The sequence below is a fragment of the Streptomyces sp. CB01249 genome (assembly GCF_001905735.1).
Taxonomy (GTDB): Bacteria; Actinomycetota; Actinomycetes; order Streptomycetales; family Streptomycetaceae; genus Streptomyces.
The window spans coordinates 696,844-718,397 of sequence record NZ_LISW01000002.1 but is presented as its reverse complement, the minus strand read 5'-3'; the positions used below and the strand labels follow the sequence as shown (position 1 = coordinate 718,397).

Here is a 21,554-nt window from a genome sequence, read left to right as displayed (position 1 = left end):
GTCCGGGGGCAGCGCCCCCGAAACGCACCGCGGGGCCGGACAAGACCCCCCGGCCCGTCCGACCCCGCAGCTTCCCCGTGTCCCCGTTGTGCCCCGAGATACCCCCGTATCCCTCGGGCCCCCGTTACCTCCCCCGTAACAACACCACCGCGTCCCCCGGCGCGGCAGCGCCCCCGTTCCCCCAGCCTTCAGGCCACCAGCTCGCCGAAGGACTCCTCCTCGTCACGGCCGAAGCTGAGGACCTCGTCCTCGCGCAGCCGGCGGAGCGACCGCCAGATGCTCGACTTCACCGTGCCGACACTGATGTCGAGGATCGACGCGATCTCGGGGTCCGTACGACCCTCGTAGTACCGCAGGACGAGCATCGTGCGCTGCAGCTCGGGAAGGCGCGCCAGCGCCTGCCAGAGCACGGCGCGCAGCTCCGTACCGCGCATCGCGTCCGTGTCGCCCGCCGTCTCCGGCAGCTCCTCGGTCGGGTATTCGTTCAGCTTGCGCCTGCGCCAGGCACTGATGTGCAGATTGGTCATCGTGCGGCGCAGATAACCGCCGACAGCGGCCTTGTCGCTGATGCGGTCCCAGGCCCGGTACGTCGAGAAGAGGGCGCTCTGGAGCAGGTCCTCGGCCTCGAACCGGTCACCGGTCAGGTGGTAGGCGGTCGCGTACAGGGAGGCACGGCGCTCCCGGACGTAGGCCGTGAACGCCGCTTCGGCGTCCCCGGACCGTTCCGGTGCCTTCCGCTCCCCCGAGTCCTCCCCGTACGCGCTTCCCCCGTTGCCCCCCGTGTCAACCACCGTCATGAATGACGTGTGCTGACGCCCGGCGCCACGAACGCACCCCCGTCCGTTCACTGCGGCGCCGGACTTCTCGGTGCTCCGTCCGACATCGTGGAGACGCGTGACAACTGCGCTTGCGTTGATGCTGTGAGTTGCGTTCATCTCGCGCCCCCCATCGGTGGAGTCCGTCCGTTCCTTGTGCCAACGAGCTTGCCGGGGCAGTTTCATGGCGCTGTCCGCCGACTGTCACAGGGCTGTCACAGGGCCCGGCGACGGCACGAATCCGCGCTTCCGGATGCATGACGGACGTATGGGGCACGCATCAGGGGGGACCAACTGTCGAACTGGGGCGCCCCATGGGTCAGAATGACCAAGTGCCTTTCCTGTTGCTGATCGAGGACGACGACGCCATCCGCACGGCCCTCGAACTCTCGCTGTCACGCCAGGGCCACCGTGTGGCCACCGCGGCGACGGGAGAGGACGGCCTCAACCTGCTGCGCGAGCAGCGCCCCGACCTGGTCGTGCTGGATGTGATGCTGCCCGGGATCGACGGTTTCGAGGTGTGCCGTCGCATCCGCCGCACCGACCAGCTGCCGATCATCCTGCTGACCGCCCGCAGCGACGACATCGACGTCGTGGTGGGTCTGGAGTCCGGTGCCGACGACTACGTGGTGAAGCCCGTGCAGGGCCGGGTGCTCGACGCCCGCATCCGCGCGGTACTGCGCCGGGGCGAACGGGAGTCGACCGACTCCGCGACGTTCGGGAACGTGGTGATCGACCGCTCCGCCATGACCGTCACCAAGAACGGGGAGGATCTGCAGCTCACGCCGACCGAGCTGCGCCTCCTCCTCGAACTGAGCCGACGGCCCGGCCAGGCCCTGTCCCGGCAGCAGCTCCTGCGCCTGGTCTGGGAGCACGACTACCTGGGTGACTCCCGGCTGGTCGACGCCTGTGTCCAGCGGCTGCGCGCCAAGGTGGAGGACGTACCGTCCTCGCCGACCCTGATCCGTACGGTCCGGGGCGTGGGTTACCGGCTGGACTCGCCGCAGTGAGCACGGCTGTGCGGCGGGGCCTGCGCGCCGGGCTCCGCTGGACCAGCCTGCGCCTGCGGCTCGTCATCGTCTTCGGCCTGGTCGCGCTGACCGCCGCCGTGTCGGCCTCCGGCATCGCGTACTGGCTCAACCGCGAGGCCGTGCTGACGCGTACGCAGGACGCGGCGCTCGGGGACTTCCGCCAGGAGATGCAGACCCGGGCGGCCTCGCTGCCGCTGCGCCCCTCCAAGGAGGACCTGCAGACGGCCGCGGTGCAGATGGCGAGCAGCAGCCCCGGCTACAGCGTGCTCCTGATCGACGAGCGCGACCCGGGCAAGCCCATCGTCGGCAACAGCGACCTGGACACCTTCACCCGCGACAACGTCCCGCTGTCGTTGCAGGAGCAGGTGGACCGCAAGCAGCCGGTCAAGGCGGGCAACAAGTACGAGTACCACCTGTTCTGGCAGCGCACCTCGATACGCGGCACGCCGTATCTCGTCGCCGGTACGAAGATCATCGGCGGCGGGCCGACCGGCTACATGCTGAAGTCGCTCGACCAGGAGCGGCAGGACCTCAGCTCGCTCGCCTGGTCGCTCGGGATCGCCACGGCGCTCGCCCTGGTCGGCTCGGCGCTGCTCGCGCAGGCGGCGGCGACCACCGTGCTGCGGCCCGTGCAGCGGCTCGGGGACGCGGCCCGCAAGCTCGGCGAGGGCAAGCTCGACACCAGGCTCGTGGTGTCCGGCACCGATGAACTGGCCGACCTGTCACGCACGTTCAACCGGACCGCCAGCTCCCTGGAGAAGAAGGTCGCGGACATGAGCGCCCGCGAGGAGGCCAGCCGCCGCTTCGTCGCCGACATGTCGCACGAGCTGCGTACGCCGCTGACGGCGCTCACCGCGGTCACGGAGGTGCTGGAGGACGAGGCCGACAGCCTCGACCCGATGATCGCGCCCGCGGTGAACCTGGTGGTCAGCGAGACCCGTCGGCTGAACGACCTCGTGGAGAACCTGATGGAGGTGACCCGCTTCGACGCGGGCACCGCCCGCCTCGTCCTGGACTACGTGGACGTCGCGGACCAGGTGACCGCCTGCATCGACGCCCGCGCCTGGCTGGACGCGGTCGAGCTGGACGCCGAGCGCGGCATGATGGTCCGCCTCGACCCGCGCCGGCTCGACGTGATCCTCGCCAACCTGATCGGCAACGCGCTCAAGCACGGCGGTTCGCCGGTCCGGGTCGCGGTGCGCATCGAGGGCGAGGAGCTGGTCATCGAGGTCCGGGACCATGGCCCCGGCATCCCCGAGGACGTCCTGCCACACGTCTTCGACCGGTTCTACAAGGCGAGCGCCTCCAGGCCCCGTTCGGACGGCAGCGGGCTCGGGCTCTCCATCGCCATGGAGAACGCGCACATCCACAACGGTGACATCACCGCCCGCAACTCCCCCGACGGCGACGGCGCGATCTTCGTGCTGCGCCTGCCGCGCGACCCCGGGGCGCCGAGCGGTGCCGCCGGGGATCACGACGCACCGATACCGGACCACCAGGAGGACGACGCGACGTGAGGCGCAGCGAACGCCGGGGACACCGAACCGCCGCCGCCCTGGCAGGTGCCGCACTCTGTGCCGTGCTGGCGGCGGGCTGCGGCATCCGTACGACCTCGGTGCCGGTGGACGCCGGTGCCGCCCCGTCCCGGGTGCCGTGTGCGATGCCCGCCGAGGACGCCGCGTCCCAGGCCGGGCGGGGCATCCCCGTGCAGGTGTATCTGGTCTGCGCCGCGCAGCTGGTGACGGTGGACCGGGCGGTGCAGGTCCAGGAGGCCAAGTCGGACCGGCTGGCGGTCGCCACGGAGCTGCTGGACGAGTTGCGCAGGCAGCCCACGGCGGACGAACGGCAGGCGGGCTTCTCCACCGATGTGCCCGGGACGCTCCGCGTCTTCGCGCCGCGCCTCGGCGACGCGAAGGACGCGCTGCGGCTCAACGAGCAGCCGGAGGACCTGCCGGCCGAGGCCCTGGCCCAGGTCGTCTGCACCTTCGCGGACAGCGAGGCCCTGACTCCCGGTGACACGGTGACGCTGGGCGGCCCGGGCGACTACCCGGCCCGCGGCTACCTGTGCACGGCGGAGACGAAGGCCAGTCCGAAGGCGATGCCGAGCGCGGTGGGGGTGCCGTAGGGGCGCCTCGGGGGGCCGGGGACCCGGCGTGAGGCAGGTCTCCCCAGGTCGGGCGGAACCGATCCTGCCGCCGCCCGCGTCTAGGGCATCGTGCGTCAAGGTACGGACGGCCAGGCCGTCATCCGCTTCCGCGCGTTCGGGGTGTCGCTGCTCCTCGCGCATCTGCTGCTCGTCGGGTGGCTCACTCTGCGTCCGCTGGACGTGCCGTGGATGAACGCCGCCAACCTCTCGCCCTTCGCCGGCATCAGGGCCGATCTGTCGCTCGGTCCCGCCGCCGCGTTCCGCCGGATCGGCGGCGGGCTGCTGCTCCTGGCGCCCCTGGGCGTGCTGCTCCCGATGGCCGGGGGCCGTCTGTACGTGTCCCCGTGGCTCTCGCTGGCCCGTACGGTCGCGGCCGGTTCCCTGATCTCGCTGGCCATCGAGCTGGGGCAGACCGGGGTGCCCGGCCAGGTGGTGGACGTGGACTCGCTGTTCCTGAACACGGCGGGCGTCGCCCTTGCCCATGTCCTGGTGGTGCCCGCGTGCCGGGCGCGCCTGCGGCGGCGCGGCGGAGCGACGCGGACGCATGTGGTGGCGCGCAGGGGGCACGAGGCCCCTCAGGGTTCGACCCCGACGATTTCCGGGGTCGGGATGGCCCCGTAGAGCGACGCTTCGTCCGGTTCGTCGCGGGACCATGGACGTATCGGGAGCACACCGGACTGCTCCCCGCAACGGTTCGCGAAGGAGCTCACCATGGCCGCACTTGCCCGCCCCCGTGACGGACGCATGCTCGGTGGAGTGTGCGCAGCGCTGGCGCGGCGTTTCGGCACGTCGGCGAGGACCATGCGCATCATCTTCGTGGTCTCGTGCCTGCTGCCGGGCCCGCAGTTCCTGCTCTACCTGGCGCTGTGGCTGCTGCTGCCCCAGGAGGGGTCGTCGTCCTCGACGGCCTGGTAGTCGTTCCCGTACACATGCCGGTGGGCGGGCACCCGCTCGGGGTGCCCGCCCACCGGTGTGGTGCTGCTTCGGCTCAGCCGCCGAGCGGCAGACCGTTGGCGGACAGGCCGCTGGTGCTCAGACCACCGGCCGGCATGCCGCCGAGGAGGCCCTTGACGGGGGTGGTGGCGTCGCCGAGGAGCTTGGTCTGGCTGGTGCCGAGGACCTGGTCGGCGGTGTCCTGGACCGGCAGCGTCGAGGTGGCGTCGGCCAGGGCGCCGGCGACGGGCAGCACGCTGGTCGCGGTCTCCAGCGGCAGCGCGGAGGCGGACGCGGTGCCGGCGGCGGCAGCGGCGAAAGCGGCACCGAGAGCGGCGACGCCGAGAGTCCTGGCGGCAGACTGCTTCATATGACATTCATCCTTGGGGAAGGGGATGTGAGCGGCTATGCAACGTAGTCAGCCGCGACCCCGCTCCGCAAACATGCGACACCGCGGAAAACGGCCGGGAAAACCTTTCCCCGGCCGTTTTCCTTATGCCTCCGTCAGCCGGCCAACGAGGAAGACACGCTGGTCGCAGCGGTCTGCTCGAAAAGCCATTCGGACTTCAGCTCGGCGTAGCCGGGCTTGATGACGTCGTTGATCATCGCCAGACGTTCATCGAAAGGAATGAACGCGGACTTCATTCCATTGACGGTGAACCACTGCATGTCATCGAGCGTGTATCCGAAAGCCTCGGTCAGCTTCTCGAATTCCTGACTCATGCTCGTGCCGCTCATCAGCCGGTTGTCGGTATTGACGGTGGCCCGGAAGTGCAGCTTGCGGAGCAGTCCGATGGGGTGCTCGGCGTACGAGGACGCGGCCCCGGTCTGGAGGTTGGACGTCGGGCACATCTCCAGCGGGATGCGCTTGTCCCGTACGTACGAGGCGAGGCGGCCCAGCTTCACAGAGCCGTCCGCCGCGACCTCGATGTCGTCGATGATGCGGACCCCGTGGCCGAGCCGGTCGGCGCCGCACCACTGGATGGCCTGCCAGATCGACGGCAGCCCGAACGCCTCGCCCGCGTGGATCGTGAAGTGGTTGTTCTCGCGCTTGAGGTACTCGAAGGCGTCCAGGTGCCGGGTGGGAGGGAACCCGGCCTCGGCACCCGCGATGTCGAAGCCGACGACACCCTGGTCCCGGTAGCGGTTGGCGAGTTCGGCGATCTCCAGGGAGCGCGCGGCGTGCCGCATGGCGGTGAGCAGGGCGCCGACCCGGATGCGGTTGCCGTCCTGCCGGGCCCGCCGCTCGCCCTCGCGGAAGCCCTCGTTGACGGCCTCGACCACCTCTTCGAGGGTCAGCCCGGCCTCCAGGTGCTGCTCGGGGGCGTACCGCACCTCGGCGTACACGACCCCGTCGGCGGCCAGGTCCTCGGCGCACTCGGCGGCGACCCGGACCAGCGCGTCACGGGTCTGCATGACCGCGCAGGTGTGGGCGAACGTCTCCAGATACCGCTCCAGCGAACCGGAGTCGGCCGCCTCCCGGAACCAGATGCCGAGTTTGTCGGGCTCGTTCTCGGGAAGCGCGTCGTAACCGATCGCCGCAGCGAGATCGACGATCGTTCCGGGGCGCAGACCGCCGTCGAGGTGGTCGTGCAGAAGGACCTTGGGGGCACGCCGGATCTGGTCCGGGCCGGGCACGTTGAGGGTCGGGCTCATCATCCAGGCACTGTAGCGCCTACGCGCGTAGAGCGGGCTTGTCGTTGCATAACGGTACGGTCGAGCCGCCCCGCGCCCCGCTGCGTAACAGACCCCGCGAACAGGGGTGGCGGACGGACGCTCGTCTGACACTGTTACGCCATGGCACAGCGCGCACTCCCCCAGCCCGCGGCACGGCTGGGACGGGCCGTCGGAGCGGCGGCCGGAGCAACAACGGTCGGCGGCGTGGTCCTGCTGCTCCCGGACGGCGAGCCGCACTCGCACCGCCGCCCCTCCTCCCTCTCCCACGCCCGCCTGCTCCCGCTGGCCCGCGCCCTGGCCCACGCGGGCCGCGACGACGGCCTCACCGCCCATGTGGTGCGCTACCGCTGCCGCGGCTGGAACGAGGACGACGCCCACCTCGCGGCGGACGCGGAGTGGGCGGTGGACGAGGCCGTACGCCGCTACGGCGACGTCCCCCTCTGCCTGGCCGGCCACGGCATGGGCGCCCGGGCGGCCCTCCGGGCGGGCGGCCACCCGGCGGTCGGCGCGGTCCTGGCCATGGCCCCCTGGCTCCCCGGCGACCCGGCCGCCGCCCCCGAGCCGGTCAAACACCTGGTCGGCCGCCCGGTCCTGCTGGTCCACGGCACCAACGACACGCGCTGCGCCCCGGACTTGTCCTTCCGCCTGGCCGAACGCGCCAAGAAGGCCAACCGCGACACCTGCCGCTTCGAGGTCCACTCGGACGGCCACGCGCTGCGCCAGCACCGCTCGGAGGTCGCGGCCCTGGCCGCCGACTTCGTACGCGGCACCCTGTTCGGCCACGCGTACGCCCGCCCGGTGACGGACGCGCTGGCGGCCCCGCCGCCGCTGGGGTTGCGGATGCCGTTGGCGGTGGGGTTCGGGGAGTCGTTGGGGGTCAGCTGAGGGTCCAGTCGTTCTCGGTGTCCCGCCGTGTGCCCAGGTGCTTCTCCGTGATGGCTCCGATGGTGGCGATGGCGTCGGGGGCGATGCGGGACAGGGCCGGGATCGTGTGATGCCAGCCGGATGTGGCTAGGGCGGGTCGCAGAGCTCGTGTGGCGGGTCGCGCGGCGGCCGGTGTTGCCCGGGTCGTGTGGAGCGCCAAGTACTGGATGGTGTGCGTGAACGCGTCCGAGCCGACCGGGTCCGGGACGGGGCAGGGGCGGCAGGGTACGCGGGCGAGGTGCGCGGCCACCGCGGACAGCGCCGCGGCCCTGTGGTGGGGTGCGGGAGACATCGCCACGCGGTGCGCGGCGGTGTGGTCGCCGAGGGCCGCGTGCAGCACGGCCAGCGCGGCGGTGGGGGAATGCTCGGCCCCGCGATGGGCCATGCTCTGTGTCAGCCGGTCGAGTTGACGGGTGGGCTCTTCCCCGTCACCGATGAGAAGGAACGCGTGCACGAGGAGTTCTTCGGGACGCCAGGAGTCGGGATTGCTCCGCGCCGCCTGCTCCCGCGCGGCCGCCATGAGCTCGTGGAACAGCTGCTGTTGGTGGGGCGGCAGGTCTGCAACGGCAGGCAGTAGTTCTGCCAGCGAGGGCAGCAGCCCGTGGCTTCGGATCGCATTCCGGGAGGCGTGCAGACGTTCCAGCACCGGACGGACCAGTTCGTACGCTGCTTCGGGGTCGTGTGACGCGAGCTCGGCTGCGACGGCGACCCGGGCCGCCCGATCCGCCATTCGCCAGGCGGCCCGCCCGCCGGGGCTCTGCGGTTTCCGGTGCCCTTCGACGTGGTCGACGGCGGCTGCCACCTCGCCCACGCAAGCCAGCGCCTGCGCGACGTACACCCAACCCCTGCCGGCAGCCCCACGGGCCGCTTCCCGCGCGTGGTGGCGTGCCTCGGCCTGCCGGTCGCAGTCCGCATGGGCCAGGGCCATGGCCGCGTGCACGCGTACCCGCTCGTCCGGGAGCCGCGCGAGGCCGGGCAGCTCCTCGGGATCGACGGCCGCGCCGGTACGGACGAGCGCGCCCGCGAGGTCCGGCAGCCAGACGGGTCCCCGGCCGCCGCGTCCGGCCGGGGGCAGAAGCGCCAGCGCCTGTTGCAGATGGTGCTCGGCGTCGTCCACGTCGCCACGTCCGGCGAGGTGGACGGCCTGCTCGGCGAGCGCGGTGGCTTCGGTGAACGCGTCGTCCTCGGCGGGGTCCTCCTCCGGGTCGTGTGCGGGCTCCCAGGGCACGGCGAGCTGCCCGAGCTCCAGAATGCGGGTGGCTTCCTCCGGTGGTGCCCCCACGTCGGTGAGGGCCCGGGCGAGCACGGCGAGGGTGTGCGGGAAGCCGAATTCCAGGTGGAAGGCGTCCGCCGGCGAGCGCTCCCCGGCGTCGGCGTGCAGCACGTGTTCGAGGTGGTCGCGGGCGGCGGCCGCGAGTTGCCCGGCCCGCGCCGGACGGGTGGGTGCCACGAAGGACGCGGTGGCGGCGAGCCCGGCCACGGCCTCCAGTGAGGGGGCCTCCTGCCACGCCCTCGTCACGCGCTCCAGGGCGAGATCGTGCAGACGGTCGGCGCGGTCCGGGTCCGCGGCCGCCACCGTCTGCCAGAGCTGCACCGCGACGGCCACGCCCTTGCCGCCCATGGGCTCGGCCTGCTGTTCCAGTTCGTCCAGGAGTCGGGCCGCGTCCTGTGGATGGTCGGGTGCCAGCAGGGCGGCGGTCAATGCCCAGGTCTCGCAGCGGGCCGACCCGGTGCCCCGGGTGGAACGGAGCAGGGCGAGGCCGTCCGCGTACTGCTTCTGCTGATCGCGGCCGCCTGCCGTCGTCAGCAGGGCGAGGGCTGCCCGCGCCGCCGCACCCTCGGCCTCATCGGTGACGTACCCGGCCCGGTCCGCCTCCCGCAACGCCGTGCGCGCCCACCGCTCCGCCTCGCGGGCGGTGACGGCGGCCTCCTGTTCGTCCATCGCCCGCACCGTCCCCGCCAGGTCGGCGAGCCGCAGCGCCTTGTCCACGGCACTCCCCGACGCGACCACCAGCGCCCGCCCCCGCCGCGTGTCCCCGAGCCGGGCGACGGCCCGCGCGACGGCCCCCGGGACCGGCCGCACCCGGCCCAGCAGCATCTCCCGGGAAACGGGGGCCGCGGCTGCCCGGTCCAGTGACAGCGCGTCGTCCGCGTGCCGGGGCACGAGCAGGCGCAGATGAGCGAGAGCGACGTCGGCGCCGGAGCGTTCGGCGAGGCGGAGCTGAAAGCACGGATCGAGGACGAGGGCGTCGAGACGCTCGGTGTCGGAGGTCTCCTGGAGGAGCCGAATGTAGCCGGTCAGGAGGTAGTTGGGCGTGTCCTCGGGCCAGCCCTGGTCCCGGTACGCCTGCGCCCAGCGGTGCAGGTCGTCCCTCCGTTCGGCGAGGTCGGACTCCCCCAGCTCCTGACACACCGTCCTGAGGATTACGTCGTGGGCCAGCACGAACGCCTGGCGGTCCTCTTCCGCCTCCGCTCCGGTCCGTACGTCCAGGGCGAGGTGATCGACGCGTGTGGGCGCGAGGGAGCGGCTGACCACGGTGCCGAGCCGGAGCCGCACCTCGCGCGGCCGGACGCGGAGGATCTTGGCCAGATCCGCTCTCGTGAGGGCGCCTCGCGCGGTGGCGAGCAGCCCCAACGCCTGTTGGCCGATGCGGGGGTCGCCCAGGAGCTCGTCCAGCTCCACCAGAGCCATGTCCCGGATGGCCCGTGCGGCCGAAGAGGTGGTGAGCTGCCGGACGATGCCGGGATCCCGCAGGGGGTGATCCGCCGCCAGTTTCAGCGGGACCGGGTGGTTGGCACGGCCGCTGACAATGACGCGCATGCCGTGCGGCGGGACTTTGGGGAGCAGCCCGGCGATGCCCATGCCGTCCCGATCCACGTCGGTGTCCTCGTCAAGCCCGTCAACGATCAGTACGAGCCGACGATTGCGCTGCTCGCATGCTTGGGCCGCTGCTGCGTACGCCAGAGAGAAGTCTTTGAAAGCGGCAGCGGGCAGACGTCGCATGCCCGACGCGGCGGCCAACTGCGGGCCGACCACGCGCGTGAAGTCCTCGCGTCGGTCCGTGCCCAGGCGCCCCGAGATGAAGTGGTGGGCGATGTCGATCCCGGGCAACTGCCGGTAGCGATCGGCGAACCAGGCCAGCAGCGCGGTCTTCCCCGCCCAAGGGCCCGCCTGGTACCACCGGTAGTCCGGCCCGTCCTGGCCTGCCGTCACGAATGCGACCAGCTCTTCGAGCTCGTCCTCCCGGCCCGCGAACTCACGTGGAAGTACGTCCAAGAGGGCCGGGGACGGCCCGGCCAGCAGACGTCCTGGGGACGTCCTGTGCACCCGGGGGCCGGAAGGGCTCTGAACTTTCCTGCGGACCGCTCTGGCCGCGTGGTATCGGGCCTGCCAGGTGGCCTCGGTCGGGGCGACATAGGTCGGTGACCGAGTCTTCGCCTGTTCCTCCAACTCAGGAATCAGTTTCTTCAGTACATAAGCCCTGTGGCGAGGATCGGTTGGAAACGTGTCGCCACGGAGCCACGCGCTCACGCTTGAGATGCCTACCGATGGTTTCCCAAGGTTCGCCAACTTTTGAAGCTTCGGCGCCTCGGCCTTGCCGCCCGCTGCCGCGTACAGCCGCTGAAGGTCGTCGCTGAAGTCGGGCGCTGCGGAAGAGTGCTCTGGAATATTCTTCATCCGTCCCTGACCTGCATGTTTAGGGCGCGTACGGCTTCCCGAACGTTTCTGGAATCCGGACGCACGGTGGATACCTGAGGCACGCCGCCCGGCGGAGAAGCCCCGGGCGACCGCCTTGAGGAGACCCGCATGTCCGGCCTGCCGCCCGTCCTCGAGTCCGTCCTGCAAGGAGCCGCCGCCACCGGCCTCGCCTACGTCGGGGCCGTCGTCACCGTCGCCACCTCCTCCGTGCTCTTCCGCAGCCCGGAGCGCCGGCGCGACGCGCGGGCGACGCTGACGATCCTGCTGCGGCGCGGCGGTGGGAAGCGGTGATGTCTGCGGGGCTGGTCGAGGCGGGGTCCGAGGGCCTACTCTCGGCCCTTGCCGGAGGTTCCCCGCACGCGCGGGGATGGCCCCCGTTAGGAGCAGATCCTGCTCGGCCCCCCGCGTGCGCGGGGATGCCCTCCGTCGGTCAACGCGCCAGTATCAGCCCGCAGCTGTACGCCCGCGCATGCCCCAGGCCGTTCGAGAGGGACGTCACCAGGGGCTCCGGGTCCGTGACCGTCAGGGTGCCGCGGATTTCGGCGCGGCCGATGCGGACGGGTTTGGCGCGGTGGGCGCTGGACACCGTCGGCAGCATGCGGATGCCCAGGGTCTCCGGGTCCGCGGTGGCGCCGATGCGGGTGACGCCGTCCTCGGCGACCGGGGGCTCGCCGGCGGCCTGGAGGCGGCGTGCGAACCAGCGCTTCACGTGTTCCGGGGTGGTGTGGGCGGTGCGGGTACCGCGCACCTTCTCCGCGGGCGGGCGGCCCGACGGTCTGCTGCGTGTGGGGTTCACGACCGCGCGGAAGGCGAAGACCTCGCCCCGCTCGAAGGTGCGGTCGACGGTGATGATGTGCGGGGCCGTCGTCAACGCCTCGCGGGGGATGCGCGACCAGTCGCCCGGGACCCTGGACTGGACGACCAGGACGAGGGCCCCCGCCTTCAGGTCGACCGACCAGGTGGACAGGACGCCCATCTGGGCGCGCGCCTCGGGTTCCCCGTCCTCGACCCAGCCCCGGAAGCCGCTCATCACCGTGCGGTGCATCTCCTGGGCGTCGACCAGGGACTTGGCGACCAGGGGGTGGCGGGCGTTCAGCGTGAGGACGGAGTGCGTGGCGACGAAGCGGGCCGTCGAGGCCCGGGTGCTCTTCACGGGATGATGTCCCATCCGGTTGCGGTCGGTGCGATGGTGATGCGCGTACGGGTCTCCCAGCGGGTGACATGGGCCCGCCGGCCCGGGTCGAAGCTGACCGGCTCGTCGTTGACCTGGAGCGCGCCCCGGGTGCCCGGCGGCGCCTGGATCCACGCCCAGGGGCGCCGCCCCGAGGTGTCGGGCCCCTCCGGCCCGGGAAGCAGCAGCTTGCCCGTGAAGGCGTCGGCGAGCGTGCCGGGCAGGATCTCCGCGGCCAGGGTCCCGGAGGGCGGGCAGGACTTCCGGCCGAGCCACAGCAGCCGCTTCGGGTGTTCGAGGGCGTGCGCGACCTCCTCCAGGAGCGCCCGGTCCTGATGCTGGAGTCCGACGACGAAAGCGGCGTCCGACAGGTACCAGCGCTCGGTGATCAGGGCCGTACGCGACAGCTCGGCCGAGACGAGCGCCCCGGAGACGGGGTCGGCGGTGATCTTCTTCGGCGCCCCGTACCAGCCGGCCAGCTCGTGGTGTCCGAAGCCCTCGCCGTCGGCCGCCTCCATGCTCGCGGCGACGGCAGCGGCCCGCCGGTGGTCGGTGATGACGTCCCGGGGCCGCAGGGGGAACCGCCCGGCGCCGACCGTGTGGTAGTCGCGCACCGGGGTCCCGGGGTGGTCGGCGCGGACCCCGAAGGCGAGCGTGGCCAGGTCGTCCACGGGGTCGGTGCGTTCCCGGCCGAGGGCCGCCGCGCACATGCCGATGACCGCCGACTTGGTGGGGCGGGCATGCGTGTCGCGGTGCGAGAACCGGGACGCCACTCCCCAGGACTGGAGCGGCGCGGCAAGCCGTACGAGCAGGACGTGCTGCGGGGTCACGCCGTCAGCTCCTCGGCCGAGGCGACGGCCAGGGCGCCGGTGTCCTCAAGGGTGCCGAGGAGTTCCTCGATACGCGGGTCGTAGGTGAGGACGCGGCCGGTCCTGATGTCGGGGCGCCGGCGGCTGACGAACGCGTGGTGCTTCAGCAGCCGCCGGACCGCGGCCGGTCCCGCGGGGCCCTCGCCGTCCTTGTCCACGGGGTTCTCGTCAATGGGGGCCTGGAAGGCGGCCGCGTAGTTGTAGGGGCGCTCGCCCTCGAAAGCGAGGACGAGCGCGGGCAGCGATCCGGTGGAGGCGGTCGAGTTCTTCTTCGCCTCCGGGAAGGCGTCGACGAAGGCCGTGACGAACTCGGCCTCGGCCGCGACGGACGCCTCCTCCGCCTCCTCCGCGGTCATCCCGGCGGCGCGGAGGTTGTTGCGCAGCTTCACGCGGTCGAGGACGGCGTGCCGGTAGAAGGTGCCGGTGATCAGGGACTGGTAGCCGGTCATGCCCGCTCCGGCGTCGTCCGCCGCGTCGAGGAAGTCCAGCGCGTTGGCCTTCCGGTCCAGCTTCGCGTCGTCGGCCGCCGCGTAGAAGTCGTCCACCTGCTCCGCCTCGTGCACCGTGAAGGCGTGGCTGCTCTGTACCGCGCCGTCGACGTTCGGGGAGTCCGCGATCTCGGCGAGGAAGCGTCCGTACAGGGCGATGTCGACGGCGTCGCGCGGGGCGAGCGCGGTGAGGACCGCCGCCCGCGTCTCGCCCGGCAGCGGGGGCAGCTTGACGTCGGCCGCCGGGGTGTCCGCGCCCTCGACCGGCGCGTCCGGGGCGGCCCCCTTGCGGGCGCCCTTCTTGGCCTTGGCCTTGGCCGCCTGGGTCTGCGCCTCCACGTACTCCTCGGTCCAGGGCCGGAGCGTCGCGGCGTGCTCCTCGATGTGGGCGGCAATGCGTGTGCCCGCGTCCTCGGGGGCGAACAGCAGCACCTTGGTCAGGTTGGCGACGGTCTTCTTGGCGGGGTCCCCGAACTTCAGCCCGGTGGCCTCGATGACGGCGCGGGCGGTACGGATGGCCTCGTCCCACTCCCAGCCATGCGCGGAATCAAGGGCGCGCGCGGTAGTGAGCGCCCACTCACGGGTCCGGACACCGGTGCGGTGGCCGGCCAGGGCACCGACGCCCGCGTTGGCCCGGTTGCGGGTGTGGACGCGTTCGGCCCTGCGCCGCGCCTGACTCGTGATCATGTGACGTTCGTAGCCGCCGTACACGATCGACTTGGGCGCCCCGTTCTCGTCGCGTACGGGCAGGACGGCCACCAGGGTCTCCAGCAGGTGCAGGGAGAGGAACTGGCTGCCGGAGGATGCGGCGTTGCTGGTCATGCGGGGGAGCCCTTCTCGGGGTCGGCGGCGGCAGTCGGCGGGGCGGTCCGGGCGGGCGGCATGTGGAAGGCCGCGCCCCACTCGTACGAGATGCGGGCCTTGCGGTCGTGCCACAGGCAGAGGTCGTCCACGAGCCGCGCCCAGGACGGCGGATGCCGGTCGCAGGAGCGCAGCCGTGCGACGGCGTGCTGCAGATGGCGCCACGGAATACGGCGGCTGGACACGATGCGGTCCACCAGACGGGCCGCGCCGGGATCGTCGGGCCCGTGCAGGGCTCCGCCGCCGATACGGCGGGCCGCTTCGCCGAGACTGCCGTACCCGAAGTCGGGCTTCGACCGCCCCTGGTGGTAGACCGCGAACAGGAAGGCGACCTGGCCGTAGATCTCTCGCTGGGCCTCGGTCGGGCTGTACCACAGGGCCCGGAAGTGGGGCTCACGCTGGACGCGAGGGCGCCGCAGCTCGGCGAGGCTCGCGTAGTTGTTGTTGTGGACCAGGCTGGCGAGCCAGGCCGTGAGCGCGGCGCTGCTCTCGCTGGTGCGGGCGTCGGCGCCCGTGCGGGTGGTCATGAAGTGGTTCCCCCTCGGATTTCGGCCGGGGCCTTCGGTGCGCTCATCTCGGCGTCGAACCTCCTCAGCGCGGCTGCCCGGGTCTTCGCCCCCTGCGCGTTCCTGGGCAGCGCGTCGAGGCGTTCGGCGAGGAACCGGCGGGCGGCGGCGGTGACGGTGGCCGCGTACTCGTACAGGGAGGCGTGGACGTCCTCGCCGAGCGTCGTTTCCTCCATCAGCAGGTCGAACGGCTCCAGGGTCGCCGCCCAGTGCTGGGCGCGGGCGTCGAAGCGGTCGATCTGGGCGGCCTTGTCGGCCGGCTTGGGGTTCGGGTACGCGATGGTCCAGGCCGCGTACGCCGCCTTGGACAGGGCGGACGCCACGTACTCGGCGATCTCCGAACCCCCTCGGGAGGCCGTGTACAGACTGGCTTCGAGGCCGGGGGCGAACGGGAAGACGCCGTCGACCCAGGCGATGGCCGTGGTCTGCCTGGCCACCAGCCCGACCGCCCAGAGGTCGATGCGCCGGGCGGGCTGCTGCCCGGGCTCGGGGGCGACGTCCTGGGCCGGGAAGAGCGCGAGCCGCCGGTACAGGGTGCCCCCGTCGTTGCCGCCCGCCGGGTGCGACCGCGCTTCGGCCACGGCGGCGTAGAGGGCGTGCGCCTCCCGCCAGACGGCCCGGGTGGCGGAGGCCCACAGCGGTTTCCTGACGCCGTCCGCCCTCTTCGCGTATACGGCGTCCTGCCGGTGCTCGTCGCCCAGTGCGAGCAGTTCGCCGGCGCCGAGGAGCACCCGGTCCACGTGGTCCCCGGTGCGGGTCGGGCGCAGCAGGACCGACCGGCCGAGGGAGCTGTGCAGGTCGGCCGGACCGGTGACCGCCCGGCCGCTCGGCTTGGCCGTGAACCCTCGCCGCTCCTTGCCTGCGGTCCACGTGCGGTTCAGTTCGCCGGGCGGACCGGGGACCGGGGCGAGGTTGAGGCGCAGCGTCTCGCCGAGGGTGTCCCCCAGCGCGATCACGCGGATGCGGCTGGCCAGACGGGTGGCGGCGAGGTTGGTGAGGGTGGCCCCGAGCGTCTCCTTGCCGGAGATCCGGGCGCGCCCGGCCGGACCGTACACGTGCTGGGTGAGCATGGCCCGGAACGCCTCGGCGGCCGGGAGCGGATCCGGGTGCTCCAGGTGGTGGTGGTCGAAGAACTGGTTGTAGTCGCCCACCCGCTCGATCACCAGCTGGGCGGGACCCGCCCCGTGCTCATCGATGAACGGGGCCAGCAGGGCGTTCTGTCCCAGGGGCTCCTCGGGGTGGAACAGATCCCAGACCTCGTCCTCCGGGCGCTGGGCGAGCCAGTCGGCGGCGGGCCGGAGCGCGTCCGTCCGGTCCACCCAGGCGGGCCACTGCGCGGCCGACTCCGGATACGTACCGGAGGCGTAGCAGATGGCCAGCAGGTACTCGATGACGGCGACCCGCTCCCCCGGCGTGCCGCCTTCCACACTCCGCAGGCCGTCGGCATCGTGGAACAGCTCCACCAGATTCAGCTCCACGAGCCGGCCGTCCAGGGTCAGGACCCGGACGCAGGGGGATTCCCGGGGGTCCCATCGGGGCCGTAAGCCTTTACCGGCCAGGGCATTTGATCCAGCCACGCTCCACCGTTTCTCGTTGCTCTTAACGGTTGCCTGCTCGAACGGGACAGGACGCTAGCAGCCGGACGTCTGCGGGGCGGCGGCATTGGCACATCTCCAACGAGCTTGCGCAAAGAGCCAGTTGGCGACGGAGCGCGGCTGTACGATGCCGTGGCCGAGATGGCCCGTACGGGACGAGAAACCCGTTCCCCGCGGTGCTCGACCCCCGCGTGCGCGGGGATGTCCCGAAGGCCGAAGACCTGCTGGACACGTTCAACGACCGCTCCCCGCACACGCGGGGCCCTCACCCCGGCAGCAAGCTCCCCCGCCTCCCCAGCAGGAACTTCTTGAACGCCGCCACCGGAGGGGTGTCCGGGTGACCGTCCAGCCACGCCACCCCGATCTCGCGCACCGCTCTCGGCGCCGTCACCGTCAGCTCCACCACCCCCGGGCGGGCCACCGCGGGCGGAGGCAGCAGGGCCACGCCCAGGCCCGCCGCGACCAGGCCGCGCAGGGTTTCCGCCTCCTCGCCCTCGAAGGCGACGCGGGGGACGAAGCCCGCCGCGGTGCAGAGGTCGTCCGTGATGCGGCGGAGGCCGTAGCCGGGTTCGAGGGTGACGAACGTTTCGTCGGCGGCTTCGGCGAGGCGGATGCGGCGGCGGGTGGCGAGGGGGTGGTCGTCGGGGACGACCAGGCGGAGGCGTTGTTCGTCCAGGCGGCGAGTGACCAGGTCGGGGGCGTCCGGGACCGGGGAGGTGAGGCAGAGGTCGAGGCCGCCGGCGCGGAGGCGTTCGATCATGGCCTCGCCGTAGTTCTGGACGAGCTGGAAGCGGACCCGGGGGTGGTCGGCCCGGAAGGCGCGGATGAGGGCGGGGACGGTTTCGGAGCCCATCGTGTGGAGGAAGCCGAAGGCCACCTTGCCCGCGGTGGGGTCGGCGTCGGCGCGTACCGAGTCGGCGGCCTTCTCCACCTCGGCGAGGGCGCGCTCGGCCGAGCCGAGGAAGGTGCGGCCGGCCGGGGTCAGCGACACCGTGCGGCCCTTGCGCGCGAACAGGGCGACGCCGAGGTCGTCCTCCAGCCGCACCATCGCGCGCGAGAGCGTGGACTGCGGGACGCCCAGCTCCTGCGCGGCGCGCGTGACGTGCTCGTGGCGGGCGACCGCCTCGAAGTACGCGAGACGCGGCGCGAGGACCGCGCGAATGTCTTCTTCGTAACTGCTCGGTGACAGCCGGGGCTGTGAGCTGCGTTGATGCACCATGGGATTGATTATTCGCTGTTTGTGCATTGGACGCATGAATCGGACCCGGCCTACCTTCATGGCATGCCTCCCGCCAGTACCGGGGCGTCCACTCTCGTCGTGGCCGCCTCGACCCAGTCGTCCCCCGTCACCGACACCACCGACCGGCTCGCGCCCGGGCGCCCCGGCTACCGCCGGATGAGCTTCGCCCTCTTCGCCGCCGGTGTCGCGACCTTCGCGCTCCTCTACTCCACGCAGGCGCTGCTGCCCGCCGTCTCCGCGTCCTTCGGCGCGACGGCCGGGCAGGCGAGCTGGACGGTGTCCGCCGCGACGGGCGCGCTGGCGCTGTGCGTACTGCCGATGAGCGCGCTGTCCGAGCGGTTCGGGCGGCGGCAGATGATGACCGCCTCGCTGGTGATCGCGGTGACGGTCGGCCTGTTCGTGCCGTTCGCCCCCTCGCTGGGCTGGCTGATCGCGCTGCGCGCGGTCCAGGGCGCCGCGCTCGCCGGACTGCCCGCCTCCGCGATGGCGTACCTGGCGGAGGAGGTGCGACCCAAGGCGCTCGTCGCCGCGATCGGGCTGTTCGTGGCCGGGAACAGCATCGGCGGGATGAGCGGCCGCATCCTCACCGGCTGGGTCGCGCAGCTGTGGGGCTGGCGGGCGGCGCTCGGCGCGGTCGGGCTGCTGGCCGTGGCCTGCGCGGTGGTCTTCCACTTCATGATCCCGCGCGCCCGGCACTTCACCCCGGGCACGCTGAACCCGAAGGCGCTCGCGCGTACGGTCGGTTCGCACCTCGCCAACCCACTGCTGCGGCGGCTGTACGCGATCGGCGCGCTGTTCATGACGGTGTTCGGCGCCGTGTACACGGTCATCGGATACCGGCTGGTCGAAGCCCCCTTCAACCTGCCGCAGGGCGTCGTCGGTTCGATCTTCCTCGTGTACCTGGTCGGTACGGTCTCCTCCGCCGCCGCCGGACGCCTGGTCGCCCGGCTGGGGCGGCGGGGCGCGCTGTACCTCGCCGTCTCCACGACGGCCGCGGGTCTGCTGCTCTCGCTGGGGGACCAGCTGGCCGCCGTGCTCCTCGGCCTGGTGCTGATCACGGCCGGCTTCTTCGCCGGGCACGCGGTCGCCTCCTCCTCGGTGAGCCGTACGGCGACGACCGGCCGGGCCCAGGCGTCGGCGCTGTACCAGTCGGCGTACTACCTCGGCTCCAGCGCGGGCGGCACGCTCGGCGCGGTGGCCTTCCACACCGGCGGCTGGGCGGGCACGGTCGCGCTGGGACTGCTCGCGGTCCTCGGAGTCGTATCCATCACGCTGTACGGGACGCGGGCCGCCCGCGCCGAACGGCTGCGGCCCGCCGCCGCGGTGCCCGTACAGAACTGAGACATTCGGCGCACAACCAGTCGCTCCCCTTCGCGCATCTAGCAGGCGGAATCACCGCAGTGCGCGCGAAGGGGAGTTGGCGTACATGGGAGTCAGGAAGAACATGCGTGACATACGGGGCATTACGGGCATGAGGCGAGGGCTCGTCCTGTCCGTCGCCGGTCTGACCGCGATACCGGCGTTCGTCCTCGGTACGGGCACCGCCGCGCAGGCGGCGTCCTGCACGACGTCCACGGGCCCGAACCAGAAGCAGGTCGAGAAGTACCTGCACCTGAAGGTGGACGGGAAGCAGTCGGCGGCCGACTGCAAGAAGATCCGGTCGTTCCAGAGCACCTACGGGGTCACCCCGACCATCGGCTACGCAGGACCGGTCACCTGGCGCACGATGCAGACGCTCACCGCGCAGAAGGCGGCCGGCAAGAACCCGAACAAGGCCGGGAAGTGCCCGACCAACAAGGGGCGCATCGCCTGCGTCGACCTGACGCGGCAGATCAGCTGGATCCAGGACGGCAAGAAGCTGAAGTTCGGGCCGGTGCCGGTGCGGACGGGGCGGGACAAGTACGAGACGCGGACGGGCGCCAAGAAGATCTACTGGCGCCACAAGAACCACGTGTCGTCCCTCTACCACGTGGCCATGCCGTACTCGCAGTTCTTCGACGGCGGCCAGGCGTTCCACGCGGTCGGCGTGAAGATGTGGAACCCGCCGGGGTCGCACGGCTGCGTCAACATGCGCACCGCGGACGCGAAGTCATACTGGAATTTGTTGAAGAACGGCGACGACGTCTACGTGTACGGCCGCAAGCCGGGGACCTGACGGCTGCCGCTCGCCCGCCCCGTTGTCAGTGCCCCGCTGTAGCTTCCGAAGTACTGGACGAAGCGAGCGGTCGCACGGCACGACAGGGTGGATCGGCGATGAGTGAACGGACAGCGGCGGCAGCGGGGCCCGGCGCGCCCGGCGACATCAACAGCCGCCTGGAAGGGCACCGGGTCGAGCTGACCGGCTACTGCTACCGGATGCTCGGCTCGGCGTTCGAGGCGGAGGACGCGGTCCAGGACACGCTGGTACGGGCCTGGCGCAGCTTCGACAAGTTCGAGGGCCGGTCCTCGCTGCGGTCCTGGCTGTACCGCATCGCGACCAACGTCTGCCTCGACATGCTGAGCGCGGGCAAGCGGCGGGCCCGCCCGGTCGATCTGACCGGGCCGACGCCGCTCGCCCAGGCCGCGCTGAACCCGCTGCCGGAGAACACCTGGCTGGAGCCGATGCCGGACGGCCGGATCATCCCGACGACCGACGACCCGGCGGAGGCGGCGGTGGCGCGCGAGTCGGTGCGCCTCGCGTTCGTCGCGGCGCTCCAGCACCTGCCGCCGAAGCAGCGCGCGGTGCTCATCCTGCGCGAGGTGCTGGCGTGGAAGGCCGCGGAGGTCGCGGAGCTGCTGGGCACCTCGGTCGCATCGGTCAACAGCGCCCTCCAGCGGGCCCGGGCGACCCTGACCGACCACGAGTCCGTGGCGGCCGACGCGGCGGACCCGCTGGACGCGGAGCAGAGCGCCCTGCTCGAACGGTACGTGGCGGCCTTCGAGGGCTACGACATGAAGGCCCTGACCGCCCTCCTCCACGAGGACGCGGTGATGACGATGCCGCCGTTCGACCTGTGGCTCCGGGGCCACGACGACATCACCGGCTTCATGACGTCCCTGGGCGCGGGCTGCGCCGGCTCCCGCCTCCTCGCGACCACCGCCAACGGCACCCCGGCCTTCGCCCACTACAAACCCGACCCGGCGGGCCCGGGCTTCCTCCCCTGGGCGGTCCAGGTCATCGACATCAAGGACGGCACGATCACGGGCCTGCACTGCTTCCTGGACGCGGACCGCTGGTTCCCGCTGTTCGGCTTCCCGGACCGTCTGGAGGCGGATGCAGGGTGAGACGGGGGCGCGGTACGAAAGAGGGCCGACCAAAGAAGGATGGGCCCTTCATGGCGGGGTGCCAGCCCCTCACGCCGGACTCGCGCGACGGGACGGTGCGTCGCACTGTCCGGCCGTGACCATCCGCTCGACGACCTCGCACATATGCCGAGCGGTGACAGTGGCGGCGTCATCGTCAGGTGCTAGACGCAGCGAATCCAGCGGCGCCGTCCAAGAACTGCGGCCCATCTCCAGCGCACAGATCGCCGAGCACGGCCAGCCAGGAATCCACTGG

At 72.0% G+C, this 21,554-nt stretch carries 20 protein-coding genes and 1 pseudogene; 10 read left to right on the top strand and 11 right to left on the bottom strand.

The features are described from left to right. Nucleotides 1-188 precede the first annotated feature (188 nt). Complete coding sequence (locus AMK18_RS11730; protein WP_026171254.1) at nucleotides 189-935, bottom strand: SigE family RNA polymerase sigma factor; 747 nt, start codon at nucleotides 933-935, stop codon at nucleotides 189-191. A gap of 212 nt (nucleotides 936-1,147) precedes the next feature. On the opposite strand from AMK18_RS11730, the gene afsQ1 reads away from it, so the two are divergent. From afsQ1 to AMK18_RS11705, 5 genes are all read left to right on the top strand, one after another. Next, nucleotides 1,148-1,825, top strand: coding sequence for a two-component system response regulator AfsQ1 (afsQ1, locus tag AMK18_RS11725; protein ID WP_026171255.1), 678 nt, complete (start codon nucleotides 1,148-1,150; stop codon nucleotides 1,823-1,825). Then, on the top strand, nucleotides 1,822-3,363 hold the full coding sequence (locus AMK18_RS11720) for a sensor histidine kinase (RefSeq protein WP_073862729.1): 1,542 nt from the start codon (nucleotides 1,822-1,824) through the stop codon (nucleotides 3,361-3,363). Before afsQ1 ends, AMK18_RS11720 begins: the two co-directional genes overlap by 4 nt. Further along, on the top strand, nucleotides 3,360-3,971 hold the full coding sequence (locus tag AMK18_RS11715) for a hypothetical protein (protein ID WP_018101050.1): 612 nt from the start codon (nucleotides 3,360-3,362) through the stop codon (nucleotides 3,969-3,971). The genes AMK18_RS11720 and AMK18_RS11715 overlap by 4 nt, the downstream gene beginning before the upstream one ends. Before the next feature lie 90 nt (nucleotides 3,972-4,061). Next, nucleotides 4,062-4,613: a VanZ family protein gene (locus tag AMK18_RS11710; RefSeq protein ID WP_018101051.1), complete on the top strand. Its 552-nt coding sequence runs from the start codon at nucleotides 4,062-4,064 to the stop codon at nucleotides 4,611-4,613. A gap of 90 nt (nucleotides 4,614-4,703) precedes the next feature. Beyond that, nucleotides 4,704-4,907 (top strand): PspC domain-containing protein, encoded by a 204-nt coding sequence (locus AMK18_RS11705; protein ID WP_026171257.1) that lies wholly within the window; start codon nucleotides 4,704-4,706, stop codon nucleotides 4,905-4,907. Between the two features lie 73 nt (nucleotides 4,908-4,980). Here AMK18_RS11705 and AMK18_RS11700 read toward each other — a convergent pair whose 3' ends face one another. Together AMK18_RS11700 and AMK18_RS11695 are read right to left on the bottom strand one after the other, a co-directional pair. Continuing rightward, entirely contained in the window at nucleotides 4,981-5,295 is a 315-nt protein-coding gene (locus tag AMK18_RS11700; RefSeq protein ID WP_018101053.1) for a hypothetical protein, read from the bottom strand. Nucleotides 5,296-5,429: 134 nt separating this feature from the next. Next, nucleotides 5,430-6,584, bottom strand: coding sequence for an adenosine deaminase (locus AMK18_RS11695; RefSeq protein ID WP_073862728.1), 1,155 nt, complete (start codon nucleotides 6,582-6,584; stop codon nucleotides 5,430-5,432). Between the two features lie 222 nt (nucleotides 6,585-6,806). Between AMK18_RS11695 and AMK18_RS11690 the strand changes: the two genes are divergently transcribed. Beyond that, nucleotides 6,807-7,487 (top strand): alpha/beta hydrolase, encoded by a 681-nt coding sequence (locus AMK18_RS11690; RefSeq protein WP_018101055.1) that lies wholly within the window; start codon nucleotides 6,807-6,809, stop codon nucleotides 7,485-7,487. Here AMK18_RS11690 and AMK18_RS35495 read toward each other — a convergent pair. After that, on the bottom strand, nucleotides 7,480-10,803 hold the full coding sequence (locus tag AMK18_RS35495) for a hypothetical protein (RefSeq protein ID WP_274535277.1): 3,324 nt from the start codon (nucleotides 10,801-10,803) through the stop codon (nucleotides 7,480-7,482). The two genes, AMK18_RS11690 and AMK18_RS35495, sit on opposite strands and share 8 nt — an antisense overlap. 531 nt (nucleotides 10,804-11,334) lie before the next feature. On the opposite strand from AMK18_RS35495, the gene AMK18_RS11680 reads away from it, so the two are divergent. Further along, nucleotides 11,335-11,517 (top strand): hypothetical protein, encoded by a 183-nt coding sequence (locus AMK18_RS11680; protein ID WP_073862727.1) that lies wholly within the window; start codon nucleotides 11,335-11,337, stop codon nucleotides 11,515-11,517. A gap of 139 nt (nucleotides 11,518-11,656) precedes the next feature. Here the strand turns inward: AMK18_RS11680 and AMK18_RS11675 are convergent, their stop codons facing one another. The 6 genes from AMK18_RS11675 to AMK18_RS11650 all read right to left on the bottom strand — a co-directional run bounded on the left by AMK18_RS11675 (nucleotide 11,657) and on the right by AMK18_RS11650 (nucleotide 17,995). Beyond that, a complete protein-coding gene (locus AMK18_RS11675; RefSeq protein ID WP_073862726.1) occupies nucleotides 11,657-12,379 on the bottom strand; it encodes a type I-E CRISPR-associated protein Cas6/Cse3/CasE in 723 nt (240 codons plus the stop codon). Then, nucleotides 12,376-13,227 (bottom strand): type I-E CRISPR-associated protein Cas5/CasD, encoded by an 852-nt coding sequence (gene cas5e, locus AMK18_RS11670; protein ID WP_073862725.1) that lies wholly within the window; start codon nucleotides 13,225-13,227, stop codon nucleotides 12,376-12,378. Before cas5e ends, AMK18_RS11675 begins: the two co-directional genes overlap by 4 nt. Beyond that, nucleotides 13,224-14,576, bottom strand: coding sequence for a type I-E CRISPR-associated protein Cas7/Cse4/CasC (locus AMK18_RS11665; RefSeq protein WP_073862724.1), 1,353 nt, complete (start codon nucleotides 14,574-14,576; stop codon nucleotides 13,224-13,226). The genes cas5e and AMK18_RS11665 overlap by 4 nt, the downstream gene beginning before the upstream one ends. Next, complete coding sequence (casB, locus tag AMK18_RS11660; RefSeq protein ID WP_073862723.1) at nucleotides 14,573-15,142, bottom strand: type I-E CRISPR-associated protein Cse2/CasB; 570 nt, start codon at nucleotides 15,140-15,142, stop codon at nucleotides 14,573-14,575. Before casB ends, AMK18_RS11665 begins: the two co-directional genes overlap by 4 nt. Then, on the bottom strand, nucleotides 15,139-16,758 hold the full coding sequence (locus AMK18_RS11655) for a type I-E CRISPR-associated protein Cse1/CasA (RefSeq protein WP_443333220.1): 1,620 nt from the start codon (nucleotides 16,756-16,758) through the stop codon (nucleotides 15,139-15,141). Before AMK18_RS11655 ends, casB begins: the two co-directional genes overlap by 4 nt. 283 nt (nucleotides 16,759-17,041) lie before the next feature. After that, nucleotides 17,042-17,995, bottom strand: coding sequence for a LysR family transcriptional regulator (locus AMK18_RS11650; RefSeq protein ID WP_018101065.1), 954 nt, complete (start codon nucleotides 17,993-17,995; stop codon nucleotides 17,042-17,044). A 63-nt stretch (nucleotides 17,996-18,058) separates the two neighbouring features. Between AMK18_RS11650 and AMK18_RS11645 the strand changes: the two genes are divergently transcribed. From AMK18_RS11645 to AMK18_RS11635, 3 genes are all read left to right on the top strand, one after another. Continuing rightward, nucleotides 18,059-19,357 carry an MFS transporter gene (locus AMK18_RS11645; RefSeq protein ID WP_073862722.1) on the top strand — a complete coding sequence of 433 codons (1,299 nt, stop codon included), beginning with the start codon at nucleotides 18,059-18,061 and terminating at the stop codon, nucleotides 19,355-19,357. 130 nt (nucleotides 19,358-19,487) lie between these two features. Further along, nucleotides 19,488-20,171: a L,D-transpeptidase family protein gene (locus AMK18_RS11640; RefSeq protein ID WP_107422335.1), complete on the top strand. Its 684-nt coding sequence runs from the start codon at nucleotides 19,488-19,490 to the stop codon at nucleotides 20,169-20,171. Nucleotides 20,172-20,269: 98 nt separating this feature from the next. Further along, nucleotides 20,270-21,280 carry a sigma-70 family RNA polymerase sigma factor gene (locus tag AMK18_RS11635; protein WP_073862720.1) on the top strand — a complete coding sequence of 337 codons (1,011 nt, stop codon included), beginning with the start codon at nucleotides 20,270-20,272 and terminating at the stop codon, nucleotides 21,278-21,280. 105 nt (nucleotides 21,281-21,385) lie between these two features. On the opposite strand, the pseudogene AMK18_RS35590 reads toward AMK18_RS11635, so the two are convergent. Next, a pseudogene (locus tag AMK18_RS35590) lies at nucleotides 21,386-21,547 on the bottom strand (NF041680 family putative transposase); the annotation flags it as partial. Nucleotides 21,548-21,554: the final 7 nt, after the last annotated feature.

Excerpts from the sequence above, each read along its gene's own strand:
- AMK18_RS11730 (WP_026171254.1), bottom strand. The coding sequence starts at position 935 with ATGAACGCAACTCACAGCATCAACGCAAGCGCAGTTGTCACGCGTCTC.
- AMK18_RS11705 (WP_026171257.1), top strand. The coding sequence starts at position 4,704 with ATGGCCGCACTTGCCCGCCCCCGTGACGGACGCATGCTCGGTGGAGTG.
- AMK18_RS11700 (WP_018101053.1), bottom strand. The coding sequence starts at position 5,295 with ATGAAGCAGTCTGCCGCCAGGACTCTCGGCGTCGCCGCTCTCGGTGCC.
- AMK18_RS11695 (WP_073862728.1), bottom strand. The coding sequence starts at position 6,584 with ATGATGAGCCCGACCCTCAACGTGCCCGGCCCGGACCAGATCCGGCGT.
- AMK18_RS11680 (WP_073862727.1), top strand. The coding sequence starts at position 11,335 with ATGTCCGGCCTGCCGCCCGTCCTCGAGTCCGTCCTGCAAGGAGCCGCC.
- AMK18_RS11665 (WP_073862724.1), bottom strand. The coding sequence starts at position 14,576 with ATGACCAGCAACGCCGCATCCTCCGGCAGCCAGTTCCTCTCCCTGCAC.
- casB (WP_073862723.1), bottom strand. The coding sequence starts at position 15,142 with ATGACCACCCGCACGGGCGCCGACGCCCGCACCAGCGAGAGCAGCGCC.
- AMK18_RS11650 (WP_018101065.1), bottom strand. The coding sequence starts at position 17,995 with ATGGTGCATCAACGCAGCTCACAGCCCCGGCTGTCACCGAGCAGTTAC.
- AMK18_RS11645 (WP_073862722.1), top strand. The coding sequence starts at position 18,059 with ATGCCTCCCGCCAGTACCGGGGCGTCCACTCTCGTCGTGGCCGCCTCG.
- AMK18_RS11640 (WP_107422335.1), top strand. The coding sequence starts at position 19,488 with ATGAGGCGAGGGCTCGTCCTGTCCGTCGCCGGTCTGACCGCGATACCG.
- AMK18_RS11635 (WP_073862720.1), top strand. The coding sequence starts at position 20,270 with ATGAGTGAACGGACAGCGGCGGCAGCGGGGCCCGGCGCGCCCGGCGAC.